Annotated in this window: 11 protein-coding genes; 9 read left to right on the top strand and 2 right to left on the bottom strand. The window is 62.3% G+C overall.

Annotated elements, in window-relative coordinates:
- Positions 1-368 precede the first annotated feature (368 nt).
- The 3 genes from V7080_RS14250 to fdhF all read left to right on the top strand — a co-directional run bounded on the left by V7080_RS14250 (position 369) and on the right by fdhF (position 5852).
- Complete coding sequence (locus tag V7080_RS14250; RefSeq protein ID WP_334189056.1) at positions 369-1178, top strand: enoyl-CoA hydratase/isomerase family protein; 810 nt, start codon at positions 369-371, stop codon at positions 1176-1178.
- A gap of 121 nt (positions 1179-1299) precedes the next feature.
- Positions 1300-3027: an NADH-ubiquinone oxidoreductase-F iron-sulfur binding region domain-containing protein gene (locus V7080_RS14245; RefSeq protein WP_334189055.1), complete on the top strand. Its 1728-nt coding sequence runs from the start codon at positions 1300-1302 to the stop codon at positions 3025-3027.
- A complete protein-coding gene (gene fdhF / locus V7080_RS14240) occupies positions 3024-5852 on the top strand; it encodes a formate dehydrogenase subunit alpha (RefSeq protein WP_334189054.1) in 2829 nt (942 codons plus the stop codon). The genes V7080_RS14245 and fdhF overlap by 4 nt, the downstream gene beginning before the upstream one ends.
- A 407-nt stretch (positions 5853-6259) precedes the next feature.
- Here the strand turns inward: fdhF and V7080_RS14235 are convergent, their stop codons facing one another.
- Both V7080_RS14235 and V7080_RS14230 read right to left on the bottom strand, forming a co-directional pair.
- A complete protein-coding gene (locus V7080_RS14235) occupies positions 6260-7255 on the bottom strand; it encodes a ribonuclease T2 family protein (RefSeq protein ID WP_334189053.1) in 996 nt (331 codons plus the stop codon).
- Positions 7256-7410: 155 nt separating this feature from the next.
- A complete protein-coding gene (locus V7080_RS14230; RefSeq protein ID WP_334189052.1) occupies positions 7411-8508 on the bottom strand; it encodes a hypothetical protein in 1098 nt (365 codons plus the stop codon).
- Positions 8509-8961: 453 nt separating this feature from the next.
- On the opposite strand from V7080_RS14230, the gene V7080_RS14225 reads away from it, so the two are divergent.
- The 6 genes from V7080_RS14225 to V7080_RS14200 form a co-directional block, all read left to right on the top strand.
- The gene (locus V7080_RS14225; RefSeq protein ID WP_334189051.1) at positions 8962-10644 is read left to right on the top strand and encodes an AMP-binding protein; all 1683 of its coding nucleotides are present in this window, start codon (positions 8962-8964) and stop codon (positions 10642-10644) included.
- Positions 10641-13034 carry a bifunctional salicylyl-CoA 5-hydroxylase/oxidoreductase gene (locus V7080_RS14220; RefSeq protein WP_334189050.1) on the top strand — a complete coding sequence of 798 codons (2394 nt, stop codon included), beginning with the start codon at positions 10641-10643 and terminating at the stop codon, positions 13032-13034. Before V7080_RS14225 ends, V7080_RS14220 begins: the two co-directional genes overlap by 4 nt.
- Positions 13031-13819, top strand: coding sequence for an SDR family NAD(P)-dependent oxidoreductase (locus V7080_RS14215; RefSeq protein WP_442947231.1), 789 nt, complete (start codon positions 13031-13033; stop codon positions 13817-13819). Before V7080_RS14220 ends, V7080_RS14215 begins: the two co-directional genes overlap by 4 nt.
- A gap of 29 nt (positions 13820-13848) precedes the next feature.
- Positions 13849-14352: a MarR family winged helix-turn-helix transcriptional regulator gene (locus tag V7080_RS14210; RefSeq protein WP_334189048.1), complete on the top strand. Its 504-nt coding sequence runs from the start codon at positions 13849-13851 to the stop codon at positions 14350-14352.
- A gap of 14 nt (positions 14353-14366) precedes the next feature.
- Positions 14367-15221 (top strand): enoyl-CoA hydratase family protein, encoded by an 855-nt coding sequence (locus V7080_RS14205; RefSeq protein ID WP_334189047.1) that lies wholly within the window; start codon positions 14367-14369, stop codon positions 15219-15221.
- A 55-nt stretch (positions 15222-15276) separates the two neighbouring features.
- On the top strand, positions 15277-15622 hold a 346-nt coding region (locus V7080_RS14200), incomplete at its 3' end, for a RidA family protein (protein ID WP_334189046.1).

The following is a 15622-nucleotide window of genomic DNA, read 5'->3' as shown; positions in this document are numbered from 1 at the left end:
CCCTTGCAGGGCGCGTACTGGCTTGCAAGCCAGTACCGTTTTGCAGGCGGACAGCATGCTGTCCGAATTCCCTGCAAAACCCTTCGCGGGAATGACAAGGGTTTGGCATCAACGCGTGAAACCATAAGTACGGTCGCATGAACTGTGCCGAACAGTATGCGAGGGGGAAGGTTAAGATGGAGCGGCCCGCGTAGGGGTGACGAAGTTGAGCGACCGCATACAATGGCTTCCTCGCTAGCCGCCCCGGAAGAGAGAGCGAACCGGTGTGCAATTTGGAGTATTTCAAAACACTTGCCGATCTGCTTCGCGCTTCGCCCGCTACCCAAAAGGCGCTATCCTCGCAGGCAAATTCAACGAATAACGCCCCCATGCCCATCTCCCTCCCGCTCCAAACCACCAACTTCCGCGTCGACATCCACGCCGAAGGCATCGCCCACCTGGTTTTCCAGCCCGCCGACGGCATGCCCGTCACCGACGCCTCCGGTCATGCCGAACTGGCAACCATCTGGCGTACCCTGAATACCCGCGACGACGTCCGTGCAATTCTCGTCCGCAGCGAAGGAAAAGCCTTCTGCGCCGGCGGCGATCTCGGCATGGTCGAAGACATGCTCGGGTCCGAGGCTACCCGCATGCGGGTGATGCGCGAGGCGCGGGAGATCGTGCAGGGAATGCTCGACTGCGACAAACTCATCGTGTCCGCCATCAACGGCGCGGCGGTCGGTGCCGGCCTCGCGGTGGCGCTGATGGCGGATATATCCATCGCAGCCCGCAACGCAAAGCTCATCGACGGGCATACGAAACTGGGCGTCGCCGCCGGCGATCACGCGGCGATCATCTGGCCGCTGCTGTGCGGCATGGCGAAGGCAAAGTACTATCTGCTGCTGTGCGAAACCGTCAGTGGCGAGGAAGCGGAACGGATTGGCCTGATCAGCAAGGTGGTGGATGCGGATGCATTGCAGGCGGAAGCATTGGCGGTGGCGCAGAAACTCGCTGCCGGCAGCAGGTTCGCCCTCGCGGCGACGAAGCGCTCCCTCAACCACTGGCTCTATGCCGCGTGGCCCGCGTTCGAAGCCTCACTGACGGCGGAGATGATGGGTTTCGGGCAGGCCGATGCACGGGAAGGATTGGCCGCGATCAGGGAACGACGCAGTCCCATCTTCGGCAAAGGCACGCCATGAAATGTGCGAAGTTGACGCCGGGCCGGCGCTTCCTACTCAGGCCGGTGACGGTCGATGTTGACGGTATCGACCCCATCGGCAGAATCAAGATCCCAGCGGCGGGACCCGGAAAGAAATTTGCATGAATCAGCGCATCATTCCCATCACCGCAGAGCCCGCCAGCCGGGAACGCAAACGCCAGGCGCCGAAGGGGCGTCGCGTCGATCCGGTCGCCCTTGCGGAGGTGCGCGATCTCCTTGCTGATGCGCCGCGCCGGCGCGACCTGCTGATCGAGCATCTTCACCTGATCAATGACCGCTACAGCCGGCTGACGTCAAGGCACCTTGCGGCGCTGGCCCAGGAGATGCGGATGGCACAGGCGGAAGTGTATGAAGTTGCCAGCTTCTACCATCATTTCGAGATCGTGAAAGAGGACGCCGAGAGCGCGGTTCCACATGCGGTAACGGTTCGGGTCTGCAACGGGTTGTCCTGTGAACTGGCCGGCGCATCGTCGCTGCTGGAAAGGCTGCCGGCTATCCTCGGTCCGGAGGTAAAGGTCGTTGCAGCACCCTGTGTCGGGCGCTGTGAGCAGGCGCCGGTTGCGGTGGTCGGGCAGAACCCTGTCACGAACGCAAGTTGCGAATCGGTCAAGGTGTCGGTGGATGCGAAGGCGCTTCAGGACCGCACCGCAGAAGGCGCGGCAAACTACGACGATTACCGCGCGAAAGGCGGCTATCGCCTGCTGCGGGAATGCCTGTCCGGCCGGCGAGACGTCGAAACGATCCTCCGCACGATGGAGGATTCCGGATTGCGCGGCCTGGGCGGTGCAGGTTTTCCGGCAGGACGCAAATGGCGCATCGTGCGCAACGAAGCGGGGCCGCGCCTCATGGCCGTCAATATCGACGAAGGCGAACCGGGAACCTTCAAGGACCGCACCTTTCTGGAACGTGATCCGCACCGGTTCATCGAAGGGATGCTGATCGCCGCATGGGCGGTCGGCATCGAGGCGGTGTACATCTATCTCCGCGACGAATACCACGGCTGCCGCGCCATGCTGGAACGGGAACTGGCCAAACTGCGCAATGACCCGCCGGTATCCGGCATGCCGGTCATCCATCTGCGGCGAGGTGCCGGCGCGTATATCTGCGGCGAGGAATCGGCGATGATCGAGTCGATCGAGGGCAAGCGCGGCATGCCGCGCCTGCGGCCGCCCTATGTTGCGCAGGTCGGGCTGTTCGACAGGCCGACACTGGAGCACAACTTTGAAACTTTGTACTGGGTCAGGGACATCATCGAGAACGGCGGTGCATGGTTTGCTTCTCACGGCAGGCATGGCCGCAAGGGCCTGCGCTCGTTTTCGGTGTCGGGCAGGGTCAACAAGCCGGGTGTGCATGTGGCACCGGCCGGCATCACCATCGCGGAACTGATCGAGGAATATTGCGGCGGCATGCGGGAAGGCCACTGCTTCTACGCCTATCTGCCGGGCGGTGCCTCCGGCGGCATCCTTCCGGCAAGCATGCGGGACATTCCGCTGGACTTCGATACGTTGCAGGCCCACGGCTGCTTCATCGGATCGGCGGCGATCATCGTACTGTCCGACAGGGACACCGCCGTCGATGCGGCGCGCAACCTGATGCGATTCTTCCGGGACGAGTCCTGCGGACAATGCACTCCGTGCCGGGTCGGTACGGCCAAGGCCTTGAACCTGATCGAGCAAGCGGAATGGGACACCATGTTGCTGGCCGAGTTGTCGGCAGTCATGCGGGACGCGTCGATCTGCGGACTGGGCCAGGCGGCGCCGAATCCGGTCGACTGCGTCATTCGGTATTTCCCGCATGAACTGGAGAAATCCGGGATGGAGCAACCATGAATGCCGTTACCAGGCAACAGGCGCGGCAATGCGTGGCCGAATCAGTCAGCTTCAGGCTGAACGGCAAAGAAGTCAGCGGCAGGACCGATGAGACCCTTTTGAAGATCGCGGAGCGCGAGGGTATCGAGATCCCGCGCCTGTGCGCGATGGGCGGGCTGGACGTGGCCGGCAACTGCCGCGCCTGCGTGGTCGAGATCAAGGGCGAGCGGGTGCTTGCGCCATCTTGCTGCCGCGTGCCGGCTGCCGGCATGGATGTCGTGACCGACAGTGATCGCGTCGTGTCGGCACAAAAGATGGTACTGGAACTGCTCCAGTCCGACATGCCGGAGACCGCCCATACGCGGAGCAACGAACTCGATCGCTGGTCGCGCAAGATGGAACTCGGCAAGCCGCGCTTTGCGCCACGTGCAAGAGTCGCCGCGGATCTCTCGCATCCCGCCATCGCCGTCAATCTGGATGCCTGCATACAGTGCACCCGCTGTGTACGCGCCTGCCGCGACGAACAGATGAATGACGTGATCGGCCTGGCATTGCGCGGCGAACAGGAAAAGATCGTGTTCGACATGGACGACCCGATGGGCGCATCGACCTGCGTCGCCTGCGGCGAATGCGTGCAGGCCTGTCCCACTGGCGCGCTGATGCCGGCGGATGCCGTGGCCTTGCGGGAGCCGGACAAGCAGGTTGATTCACTGTGCCCGTATTGCGGGGTCGGATGCCAGCTCAGCTATCACGTTCGCGACAACAAAATTCTCTACGTCGAAGGCCGCGACGGCCCGGCCAACCAGAAACGCCTGTGCGTCAAGGGCCGCTATGGTTTCGATTACGCGCATCATCCGCACCGCCTGACCAGACCGCTCATCCGGCGTCCCGACGCACCGAAACACGGCGCGTTCACAATGGACCCCGACAACGTGATGGCGGTTTTCCGTGAAGCGACCTGGGAGGAAGCGCTTAACCTGGCGGCGGGGAAGCTCGCTGCGATCCGCGATCGGGAGGGCGGCAAAGCCTTGGCCGGATTCGGCTCCGCCAAGTGCAGCAACGAGGAAGCCTATCTGTTCCAGAAACTGGTCCGTACCGGCTTCGGCAGCAACAATGTCGATCATTGCACCCGTCTTTGCCATGCGTCATCGGTCGCGGCGCTGCTGGAAGGGATCGGCTCGGGCGCGGTATCCAATCCGGTCATGGATGTGACGAAGGCGGACGTGGTCATCGTGATCGGTGCAAATCCGACGGTCAACCACCCGGTCGCCGCGACATGGATCAAGAATGCCGCCCGCAACGGCACCCGGCTGATCGTCGCCGACCCGCGCCGGTCGGATCTGTCGCGCATCGCCCATCGTTTCCTGCAGTTCAAGCCAGACACGGATGTCGCGCTGCTCAACGCAATGATGCATGTGATCGTGCATGAAGGGCTGGTCGACGAGACGTTCGTGGCCAGCCGCACCATCGGCTACGAGGAACTGCGCGCCAACGTCGATGGCTACAGCCCGGAATCGATGGCGCCCATCTGCGGCATCGACGCCGACACGATCCGGTATGTCGCCCGGCTGTATGCGACGTCGAAGGCATCGATGATCCTCTGGGGCATGGGCATCTCGCAGCACGTGCATGGCACCGACAATGCGCGCTGCCTGATCGCGCTGGCGCTCATGACCGGCCAGATCGGCCGGCCCGGCACGGGGCTTCATCCGCTGCGCGGCCAAAACAATGTGCAGGGCGCGTCCGACGCAGGCCTGATCCCGATGATGTATCCCGACTACCAGCGCGTCGACCATCCGCCGGCCCGGGAAAAATTCGAGAAACTCTGGGGCAAGTCGCTGGACAACCAGCCGGGCCTTACTGTCGTGGAGATCATGCACGCGATCAGGCAGGGCAGGGTGAAAGGCATGTTCATCATGGGCGAAAACCCGGCGATGTCCGATCCCGATGCCAACCATGCGCGCGCATCGCTGGCGGCGCTCGAACACCTCGTGGTGCAGGACATTTTCCTGACCGAGACCGCCTACCTCGCGGATGTGGTCCTGCCGGCGTCGGCGTTCGCCGAGAAGACCGGCACGTTCACCAATACCGACAGGCTGGTGCAACTCGGTCGGCAAGCGATCGATCCACCGGGCGATGCGAAACAGGATTTATGGATATTGCAGGAGATTGCAAGGCGCATCGGTCTGGACTGGCACTACGGGCATGTGTCGGACGTATTCGACGAGATGCGCAGGAGCATGCCCAGCATCGCCGGCATCACCTGGGAGCGGCTCGAGCGCGAACATGCCGTCACCTATCCGTGCGAGACGGAAGGGGCGCCCGGGCGGGCGGTGGTCTTCACCGACCGTTTCCCGACGCAAAGCGGCCGCGCGCGCTTCGTGCCGGCGGATATCATCCCGGCGGCGGAACGCCCGGATTCCGAATACCCGCAGGTCCTTATTACGGGGCGGCAGCTGGAACATTGGCACACCGGCAGCATGACCCGGCGCGCCGGCGTACTCGACGCACTCGAGCCTGATCCGGTTGCGCTGGTGCATCCGCTCGACCTCGCCGATCTCGGCGCGGAGCCGGGCGATTTGGTCACCCTCGAATCCCGCCGCGGCGTGGTGTCGCTGTACGCGCGCGCCGACGACAGCACGCCGCGCGGGGCGGTGTTCGTGCCGTTCTGTTATTACGAGGCGGCGATCAACAAGCTGACCAATGCGGCGCTGGATCCGTTCGGGAAGATTCCGGAGTTCAAGTACTGCGCGGTGCGGATGCGGCTGGGAGGCATGCATCCGGAGCAGGGGAGTTTCGGGGGTGGGGTGATGCGAAGCGTCGAGACGAGGCCGGGAAAAGGTTAACAATCTGCTGCATTGATCGTCTGGGGTTACATCAAACATGCCATACCCTAACGGTTCAATCGTCATTCCGCTTAGTCAATATCGACTGCACGCTCCTCCTTTCGGGGAGAGCACAGGTTTCGTGGGACACTGCCCGCGCCTGCGGAACGGATTGCGCGTAAGCACAAGGCTTTTGGTTTGGAAGCGGGGCCGCACAGGTATTTAAGTTGAGCCACCCTTGAACTGCTCCTTCCCCCTCTCAGGGGGAAGGCTGGGATGGGGGTAGTGAGCTCGAACTGCTACATGCGATAGCTCGACCTCACTACCCCCACCCTAACCCTCCCCCTGAGAGGGGGAGGGAACTCTAAGGAGAGTGTTCTAAGCGGACCTCCAATATGCCTCTTCCGCATAATACAAAACCCAACCCCTCAACCCGGCCCGCTCCGCTCGATGTAAATCTGATCCGACCCGCATTTGCTCGTCGGTTCCGGCGCTGGCTTCGCCCCGCCCGCCAGCTTCTCGATTCCGCCGTCGGTACGGAAGCCCAGCGGCAAACTGATCCTGACCTCCTGCAAGAACCGGCCTTTCGCGCACACCAGCGTCATCTTGCCGGCGATCTCCTCGCCATGGCTTTGGCGCACATGTTCGAAAAACTTCCTGGCCGAGATCGCCTTGCCGATGTTTTCCCGCAGATAGCGGCCGGCGGCGGAATCATTGACGATCCTGACCGCATCGACCGCGGTCAGAAAATACGCATCATCCTCGAGGCTCTGGCAGGTGCCGTGCTTCTTCCATTCATAGTCGCCGAACCTGGTTTCAAAGAAAAAGTTGGGCATCCATGGCGCGATCTTGTCGATCGTGGCTTTCTCCAGTTGCAGCGACGGTCCGGGGCAATTGCCATAGCTGGTACCGCAACTCTTACGGTTCGGCCACAGACCATGCAGGGTGAGGTGGCTGGTTTCCAGCCTGCGGCTCGCCAGTGCATCGCACTCCGGCTTCTTGCCTTCATAGGGAAAATGTTCACAAAACCCGGGTTGCCAGCTCATCGCCAGCACGTAGCTGTCGTGCTGGTTTCGGACATTGCATTCCTTTCCGGCGCGGACAGCGCTTTCCGTTGCGGCGCCGAGCTTCGCGCTGCCACAGTCCCGCGAGACCCAGCGCGGCGAGTCGGATGCACCCGGGATGTGGATCCGTATCCATTCCCAGTTTCTGCTATTGATTTCCGCGACCTCGTATGTCGTTCCCGGTGCAGTCTTCACCTGGCCGGGATTGGTCTGGTTACGGAATGACCTGTAAGCGTCGCAGGCCCTGCTAGCGGTGAACGTCCCGGAGGCCGGTTCGCTGGCGGCGGCGGGAACAACGACACAGCATGCGGCGAGGAGGGTGAGGAAAGGAGAAATGAATCGGGATAACTTGCACGGCATTGCGGCGGCTCCGGTCTGAATGATCCGCTGGGGCGGATGATCGGTTTGTTTTCAGAAACAGGATTACACCGCAGGACGGCCGTCTGCGCCAGTTTTTCGTGACGCGAGAGGAAACTTCCCCGAAGGCCGAAGCCCCCGGGGAGGAAATGCAGGGATTAATGAATGCTCTGTTGGCCCGGGAGATTCCCGAACTGCGCGTCACCGGCGTCAACCGAACCGGATGATGCGGTCTTGCCGGTGGTGCCCTGGGCATCCGTGGCGGATACCGATTTGGCGACCTGGCTGGCTTCCTGTTTCGCGGCCTCGGCAATGCGCTGCGCCGATTGCTTGAGGGTCTCCGCCTGTGCCCGCGCGGTTTCCTTGGCGCGTTCCATGAGCTTGTCACGCATGCCGCCCATCAATTCCTGTTCGCGGCGGGTAGGTTTCAGCGTGGCGCCGATGGCCGCACCCAGTGCGATGCCGACCACGCCGATGATGAGGGGCTGCTCCTCGATCAGGCGATCGACTTCGCTGCGCGCGCGGGTGTACTGCTGCTGCGAACGCTGGCCCATCTCGTTCATGCGTGCCTGCGCAACGCCGGCGGATTCCTTCAGTCGCTGTGTCATTTCATTCATCCGGGCTTGCGCGGCGCCTTTGGATTCCTGGACGCGCTGGCCCACCTGGCTCATGCGGGCCTGTGCAGCCCCGGTCGTTCCCTGGAGCTTGGCGCGGGCGGTGTCGCCAACCTGCTTCATGCGCTCCGAAATCGGCGACCGTTGGGTCGGGTAGGTGGTCGTGTACTCGTATTTTCGGGTGGATGTGCTCTTCATCAGCCTGCTTAGCAGAAATCCAGCGACCAGCGTTCCGATCAGGACGGTACCGGGTGCTTCGCGCACATAGTTCTGCGCCCGGACGAACGTGGTATTGGAGCCTGTCATATCCGAATTGCCCATGCCGGAATAGCTGCTGGTCGAGTAACCGCCGCTCGCCCTGTCCGACAAATCCTGCGCATACTGGTCGGCTTCGTAGTCGGCACGCGCCAGGCTTGCGCTGATGCTTTCCGGTGTATAGGGATTGGTGGTCGATGTGCTGCCGCTCAGGGAGTCGGTGTCCAGTCCTCCGCTGCTTCCCGCTGCGCTGCTCGCCGAACCGATGCGGCTACTTGCGTTGTCCGGCGTCGTTGCCGGCTGGACTGCGGTATCCAAGATATGTTCGCCCGGCCCCGGCTGAATCCCGTTAGAAATCGGTTTGGTTTCCTTGTTCTCGTCTGCCATAGCTGTTGCTCCTGGGTATTTGTTGAATATGGGTTCTTGTAGACCTGCATCCGGCGCACAGGCATCCTAAACTGCTCGATGCTTGGCAAAAGATTAACGGCCCATGTGTTCTTAGTAATTGCAAATATGGTTTAGTTCGTCGGTATTCCGCATTCAAGTTTGAGCAGAGTCTTGCTTTCTGCAAAATTCCGATCTTGAGTTCCGGATAACGCCGGCGTCCGACGTCCAGCGGGTTCTGTATCTTCAAATGTGATCTTCGAATGGCGTATGTCGTCGAGCTATCTGCAGGCCCCTAAAACCGACGGTAATCGCATCTGGATGTAAGGGTTTGCTCCAGATCAATCACTTGAGACTTAAATACTTTAGGCTTAAACTAAATTGTCTTCCGGATGCACCGTCCGCTTTCCCGCCCCATATTGCTTGTCCCGTATTGCCGGATCGATTGGAGAACACATGGCCCGTTCAGCTTATGCGGATACCTTTGCAAACGATAACCTGCCGCCCCCGGAGCAGTGGCCGGAGCTGATCTTCGACCTGCCGGGATTGCAGTACGGCGAGCGCCTCAACTGCGTTGTCGAACTGCTGGACAGGATGACGGCAACCGGGCATGGCCATCGTCCGGCGCTCCACGGCTTGAAGGAATCGTGGACCTACGCGGAACTCCAGGATCGTGTCGACCGGATTGCGCGCGTCCTGCGCGAGGATATGCGTCTGGTGCCAGGCAACCGGGTTCTGTTGCGAGGAGACAATAACCCGATGATGGCGGCCTGCATCCTTGCCGTCTGGAAGGCCGGTTGCATCGCGGTGCCGACCATGCCGCTGCTCCGGGCGAAGGAACTGACCGTCATCATGAACAAGGCGAGGGTAAATGCCACGCTTTGCTCGGCAAACCTGCGGACGGAGATCGAGGCCGCACTGGGCGACGCATCGCTGCGCGGGCCGGTCGTCTACTTCCATCATGACGGGCCCGACGCGCTCGAATCGCTGATGCGCTTGAAACCGCCGGGTTTCGCAGCGGTCGATACAGCCGCCGAGGATGTCTGCCTGATCGCCTTCACCTCCGGGACGACGGGTACGCCCAAGGGAACCATGCATTTTCACCGGGACATCCTGGCGGCCTGCGACTGTTTCCCAAAGTACACTTTGCAGGCGTCTTCCGATGATGTCTTCATCGGCACGCCGCCTCTGGCATTCACTTTCGGCCTTGGCGGTCTGCTCCTGTTCCCGATGCGGGTCGGCGCCTCCACCGTCCTGCTCGAAAAACTATCGCCCGCCAGCCTGCTCGAGGCGATCCAGCATTTCGGCGCGACCGTTTGCTTCACTGCACCCACCTTCTACCGCAAGATGACGCCCCTGGTACCCGGTTACCGTCTTTCCACGTTGAAGAAGACCGTGTCCGCCGGCGAAGCGCTGCCCGTCGCGACCCGCGAACAATGGCGGCAGGCGAGCGGGATTGACATGATCGACGGCATCGGCTCCACGGAGATGCTGCATATCTTCATTTCCGCCAGTGGCGACGAGATTCGTCCCGGCGCGACCGGCAAGCCGGTTCCCGGTTACCGTGCCTGCGTGCTCGATGAAGAAGGGCTGCCCGTCGGACCAGGCGTTGTCGGCCGCCTTGCCGTCAAGGGGCCGACCGGATGCCGGTATCTCGCCGACCAGCGCCAGCGCAACTATGTCGCCAACGGCTGGAATGTGACAGGCGATGCCTACGAGATGGATGCCGACGGCTACTTCCGCTTCCACGCGCGCACCGATGACATGATCATTTCCGCCGGCTACAACATCGCCGGGCCGGAGGTGGAAGACGCGTTGCTGAAGCATCCGGCGGTCGCGGAATGCGGCGTGGTGGGCTTCCCGGACGACACGCGGGGCGAGATCGTCAAGGCCTACGTGGTACTGAATGCGGGCTTTCAACCGTCGGCCGCACTGGTCTCGGAACTGCAGGAGTACGTCAAGCAGGCAATCGCACCCTATAAATATCCGCGTGCGATCGATTTCAGGGAATCACTGCCCCGTACCGGCACCGGGAAGCTGCAGCGCTTCCTGCTGCGCACGCCGGAGTTCGCACAGTCCACATCATCGGCCCAATCCGCACAATCCGCCCCGCGCGCCGGCATGCTGGAGATGAAATGAACATTGTATGTATTGGCGGCGGTCCGGCCGGGTTGTACTTTGCCCTGCTGATGAAAAAGCAGAATCCGGAACACATCATCAGCGTCATCGAACGCAACCGGCCCTACGACACGTTCGGCTGGGGCGTGGTGTTTTCCGACCAGACGCTGGGCAATCTTGCCGCCGCCGATGAACCGACCGCGAAAACCATCCTGCAGGCGTTCAACCACTGGGATGATATCGATACCCATTTCAAGGGCCGCACCATCACCTCCGGCGGCCATGGCTTCTGCGGAATCGGGCGCAAACGGCTGCTCAATATCCTGCAGCAGCGGTGCGAGGAGCTCGGCGTGCGGCTCGTTTTCGAGACCGATGTCACCGATGACCAGGCAGTTGCCGCCCGGTACGACGCCGACCTGGTGATCGCCAGCGATGGCTTGAACAGCCGCATCCGTTCCCGCTACCAGGAAAGCTTCGCACCCGACATCGATACCCGCAAATGCCGGTTCATCTGGCTGGGCACCAAAAAACTGTTCTCCGCCTTCACCTTCGCCTTCGAGGAAACCGAGCACGGCTGGTTCCAGGCCCATGCCTACCAGTACGACGGCGATACCTCCACCTTCATCGTCGAAACGCCGGAGGAGGTATGGCTGAACGCCGGCCTCGACAGGATGAGCCAGGAGGAGGGCATCGCCTACTGCGAAAAGCTGTTCGCCCGCCATCTGGACGGCCATCGGCTGATCAGCAATGCCACCCACCTGCGCGGCTCCGCCATCTGGATCAGGTTTCCGCGCATCGTCTGCGGTAGCTGGGTGCACTGGAACCATATCGGTGGCAAGCGGGTGCCGGTGGTGCTGATGGGCGATGCCGCGCACAGCGCGCATTTCTCGATCGGCTCCGGCACCAAGCTCGCCCTGGAGGATGCGATCGAAATGGCGCGCTGTTTTGGCGAACGCGGCGACGGCGACATGGAAGCGGTGATGCGGGACTACCAGCAGGCGCGCTCCGTCGAGGTGCTGAAGCTCCAGAGCGCCGCCCGCAATTCGATGGAATGGTTCGAGAACGTGCAGCGTTATACCGGCATGGAGGCGGAGCAGTTCACCTATTCGATGCTGACCAGGAGCCAGCGCCTGTCGCATGAAAACCTGAGGCTGCGCGATCCGGCCTATGTCGAACGCTTCGAGGACTGGATCAGTGCGCGCGCATTTGAACAGGCGGACTTGCCTCGACCGGCGAGCCGCCGGAGCATCCCGCCGATGCTGACGCCGTTCCGCCTGCGGGGCATCGTACTGAAGAACCGCATTGTCGTATCGCCGATGGCGCAGTATTCCGCCCGGGACGGTGTGGCGGGCGACTATCACCTGGTGCATCTCGGCAGCAGGGCGATGGGCGGCGCCGGGATGGTGTTCGCGGAGATGACCTGCGTGTCTGCCGATGCCCGCATCACGCCGGGTTGCCCGGGGCTTTACGCGCCGGAACATACCCACGCCTGGCAACGCATCGTCGAATTCGTGCATGCTAATACCGACGCGAAGATCGCGGTGCAACTCGGACACGCCGGACCCAAAGGCTCTACCCGCGCTTCATGGGACGGCATCGACCTGCCGCTGGAAGACGGCAACTGGCCGCTGGTGGCGGCATCGCCGATGCAATACCTGACCGGCGTGTCGCAGCGGGCGCGCGAGGCGACGCATGAGGACATGGCGCGCATCAAGGCGGATTTCGTGCGCTCGGCGCGGGAGGCCGCCGCTGCCGGCTTCGACTGGCTGGAACTGCATTGCGCGCATGGATACCTGCTGTCGACATTCATTTCGCCCCTGACCAACCACCGCACCGACGAATACGGCGGCAGCCTGGAAAACCGTTGTCGTTACCCGCTGGAAGTGTTCGCCGCCATCCGCGATGTATGGCCCCGGGACAAGCCGATCAGCGTGCGCATCTCCGCCCATGACTGGGTCGAAGGCGGCATCACACCCGACGATGCGGTCAACATCGCCCGGCTGTTCAAGGCGGCCGGGGCCGATATGATCGACTGTTCCGCCGGGCAGGTCAGCAAGCTGGAAAAGCCGGTCTACGGCCGCATGTTCCAGACACCGTTCGCGGACCGCATCCGCAACGAGGCCGGCATACCGACGATCGCGGTCGGCGCCATCTTCGAAGCCGACCATGCCAACAGCATCATCGCCGCCGGACGCGCCGACTTGTGCGCAGTGGCGCGTCCGCATCTTGCCAATCCGGCATGGACATTGAATGAAGCGGCGAAAATCGGCTATCTCGATATGGCATGGCCGAAGCAGTATCAGGCCGCCAAGGTCCAACTGGAGCGCAACCTCGAGCGCGATCGCCAGATGGCGGCCGCTTCCAGCGGGATGACGCCGCAGCAGATCGCGGCGAAGCTGCTCGAAGGATGATCATGGCGGGTGGACGGGAACTGGAGGGAAAGCATGCGCTCGTGACCGGCGGCGGGCGTGGTATCGGCATGGCGATCGGTCGGGCGTTGCTGGAACAAGGCGCGCGTGTCACGCTGGCGGGCCGGGATGCCGGGCGTCTTGCGGCGGCGGTCCGGATGATGCGGCCACTTGGCGACGTGTTGCAGGTGCAGATGGACGTCACCCGGGCCGATTCGGTCAGGACGGGATTCGATGCCGCTGTTGCCCGTTTCGGACCGGTCTCCATCCTGGTCAACAATGCCGGCCAGGCCTTGTCCGCGCCGTTCGTCAAAACCGATGCGGCTTTGTGGCAGGCGATGCTGGACGTCAACCTGTCCGGCGCCTTCCATTGCACGCAGGCGGCACTACCCTCGATGCTGGACGCGCAATGGGGCCGCATCGTCAACATTGCCAGCACTGCCGGGCTGACCGGCTATGCCTATGTCGCTGCCTACTGTGCGGCGAAGCACGGGCTCATCGGACTGACACGGGCGCTTGCGCTGGAAGTCGCGACGAAGGGCGTGACGGTGAATGCGGTCTGCCCAGGGTTTACCGATACCGACCTGGTAAGAGACGCGGTCGACAACATCGCCGCCAAGACGGGCCGCAGCACCGCGCAGGCAAAAGCGGAGCTTGCGTCGCGGAATCCGCAGAAGCGCCTCGTCCAGCCGGAGGAAGTCGCAAACGCGGTGCTTTGGCTTTGTCTGCCCGGTGCCTCGGCGATGAATGGCCAATCCTTGCCGGTGGCCGGCGGCGAGGTCATGTGAATGATTTGAGAATGACAGGAAAGCCCAGCATGAATAACAACGAATCCGCAACGGTCATCGACCTCGAGAGCCGCCTGACCGACGACCATCATCAATCGCTCAAGCTCTGGCTGCGCATGCTGTCCTGCACCGTGCGCATCGAAGATGAAATCCGCAGCCGCCTGCGCGCCGAGTTCGAGATTACCTTGCCACGTTTTGACCTCATGGCGCAATTGGAACGGCATCCGGAAGGATTGCGCATGGGCGAATTGTCGAAGCGGATGATGGTCACAGGGGGCAACATCACCGGCATCGCCGACCTGCTGGAACAGGAAAAACTGGTGGTGCGCGTCCCTGACCCGCACGACCGGCGCGTCTTCCTGCTGAAGCTCACGCCGGCGGGACGCCGTGCCTTTACGCGCATGGCCGAGGTGCATGAACAATGGATACGGGAGATGACGGGAGGCCTGACGCAATCCGAGAAAAGCACCCTGATCCAGCTTTTGTCCAAGTTGAAAACCCACCTGAACACCTCCTCAATCGAAGCCAGATAATAAGGATCACAACCATGCGCCACCTTCCTGGCCAACCGCACCAGCTCCCGGGCAACCGCATCACACTCGCGGACTATCAGGCTCGTCATTTCCGGTTTGCGGTCAGTGGCGGCGTCGCCACGCTGACACTGAACCGGCCCGAGCGCAAGAATCCGCTCACGTTCGATTCGTATGCGGAACTGCGCGATCTCTTTCTCGACATGCGCCATGCCGACGACGTGAAATCGGTCGTGATCACCGGCGCCGGGGAGAACTTCTGTTCCGGCGGCGACGTGCACGACATCATCGGCCCCCTGACGCAACTCGACATGCCGGGCTTGCTCGCTTTCACCCGCATGACCGGCGATCTGGTCAAGGCGATGCGCGCCTGCCCGCAACCCATCGTCGCGGCGGTCGACGGCGTTTGCGCCGGCGCTGGTGCGCTCCTCGCCCTGGCGTCGGATATCCGCTTCGGTACGGAGCGCAGCAAGACGGCGTTTCTGTTCGCGCGCGTCGGGCTGGCAGGGTGCGACATGGGCGCCTGTGCGCTGCTGCCGCGGGTGATCGGGCATGGCCGTGCTGCCGAGTTGCTGTACTCCGGCCGCAGCATGAGCGGCATGGAAGCGCTGCAGTGGGGATTTTTCAATCGCGTCTGCAATCCCGACGCGCTTCTGGCGGAGGCGCAATCCTTCGCCGCCGAGCTCGCGGCAGGTCCGACCTTCGCACACGGCATGACAAAGAAAATGCTGCAGCAGGAGTGGAATATGGGCGTGGACGAGGCGATCGAGGCGGAAGCGCAGGCGCAGGCGATCTGTATGGCGACGAATGATTTCCATCGCGCTTACCATGCCTTCGTGGCGAAACAGAAACCGGTGTTCGAAGGTGATTGAGGTGGCCGGACTGCGCCGACCCGAAATAAAACCAATTCACTAACTGAAAGTCACTATGGAAATTCTCCTACCACCCGGCTGGGTGCGCCCGAAGGGGTATTCAAATGGCGTTGTCGCGAGCGGGCGCATTGTCTGCGTGAGCGGCATGATCGGCTGGGATGCGCAGGGCAATTTTGTTTCGGACGATTTTGTGGCGCAGGCACGACAGGCTTTGCGCAACATTGTGGAGGTGCTGGCCGAAGCCGATGCGCGTCCCGAGCACATCGTTCGCATGACCTGGTATGTGATTGACAAGAAAGAATACGTCGCCGCCTATCCCGACATCGGCATCATCTACCGCGAGCTGATCGGCCGTCATTTCCCGGCCATGACCGCGGTCCAGGTCTCCGCACTGATCGAGG

This window comes from Noviherbaspirillum sp., from assembly GCF_036846085.1.
Classification (GTDB): domain Bacteria; phylum Pseudomonadota; class Gammaproteobacteria; order Burkholderiales; family Burkholderiaceae_D; genus Noviherbaspirillum.
Note: the sequence above shows the minus strand (reverse complement) of the source record. Positions and strands in the feature narration are given on the sequence as shown.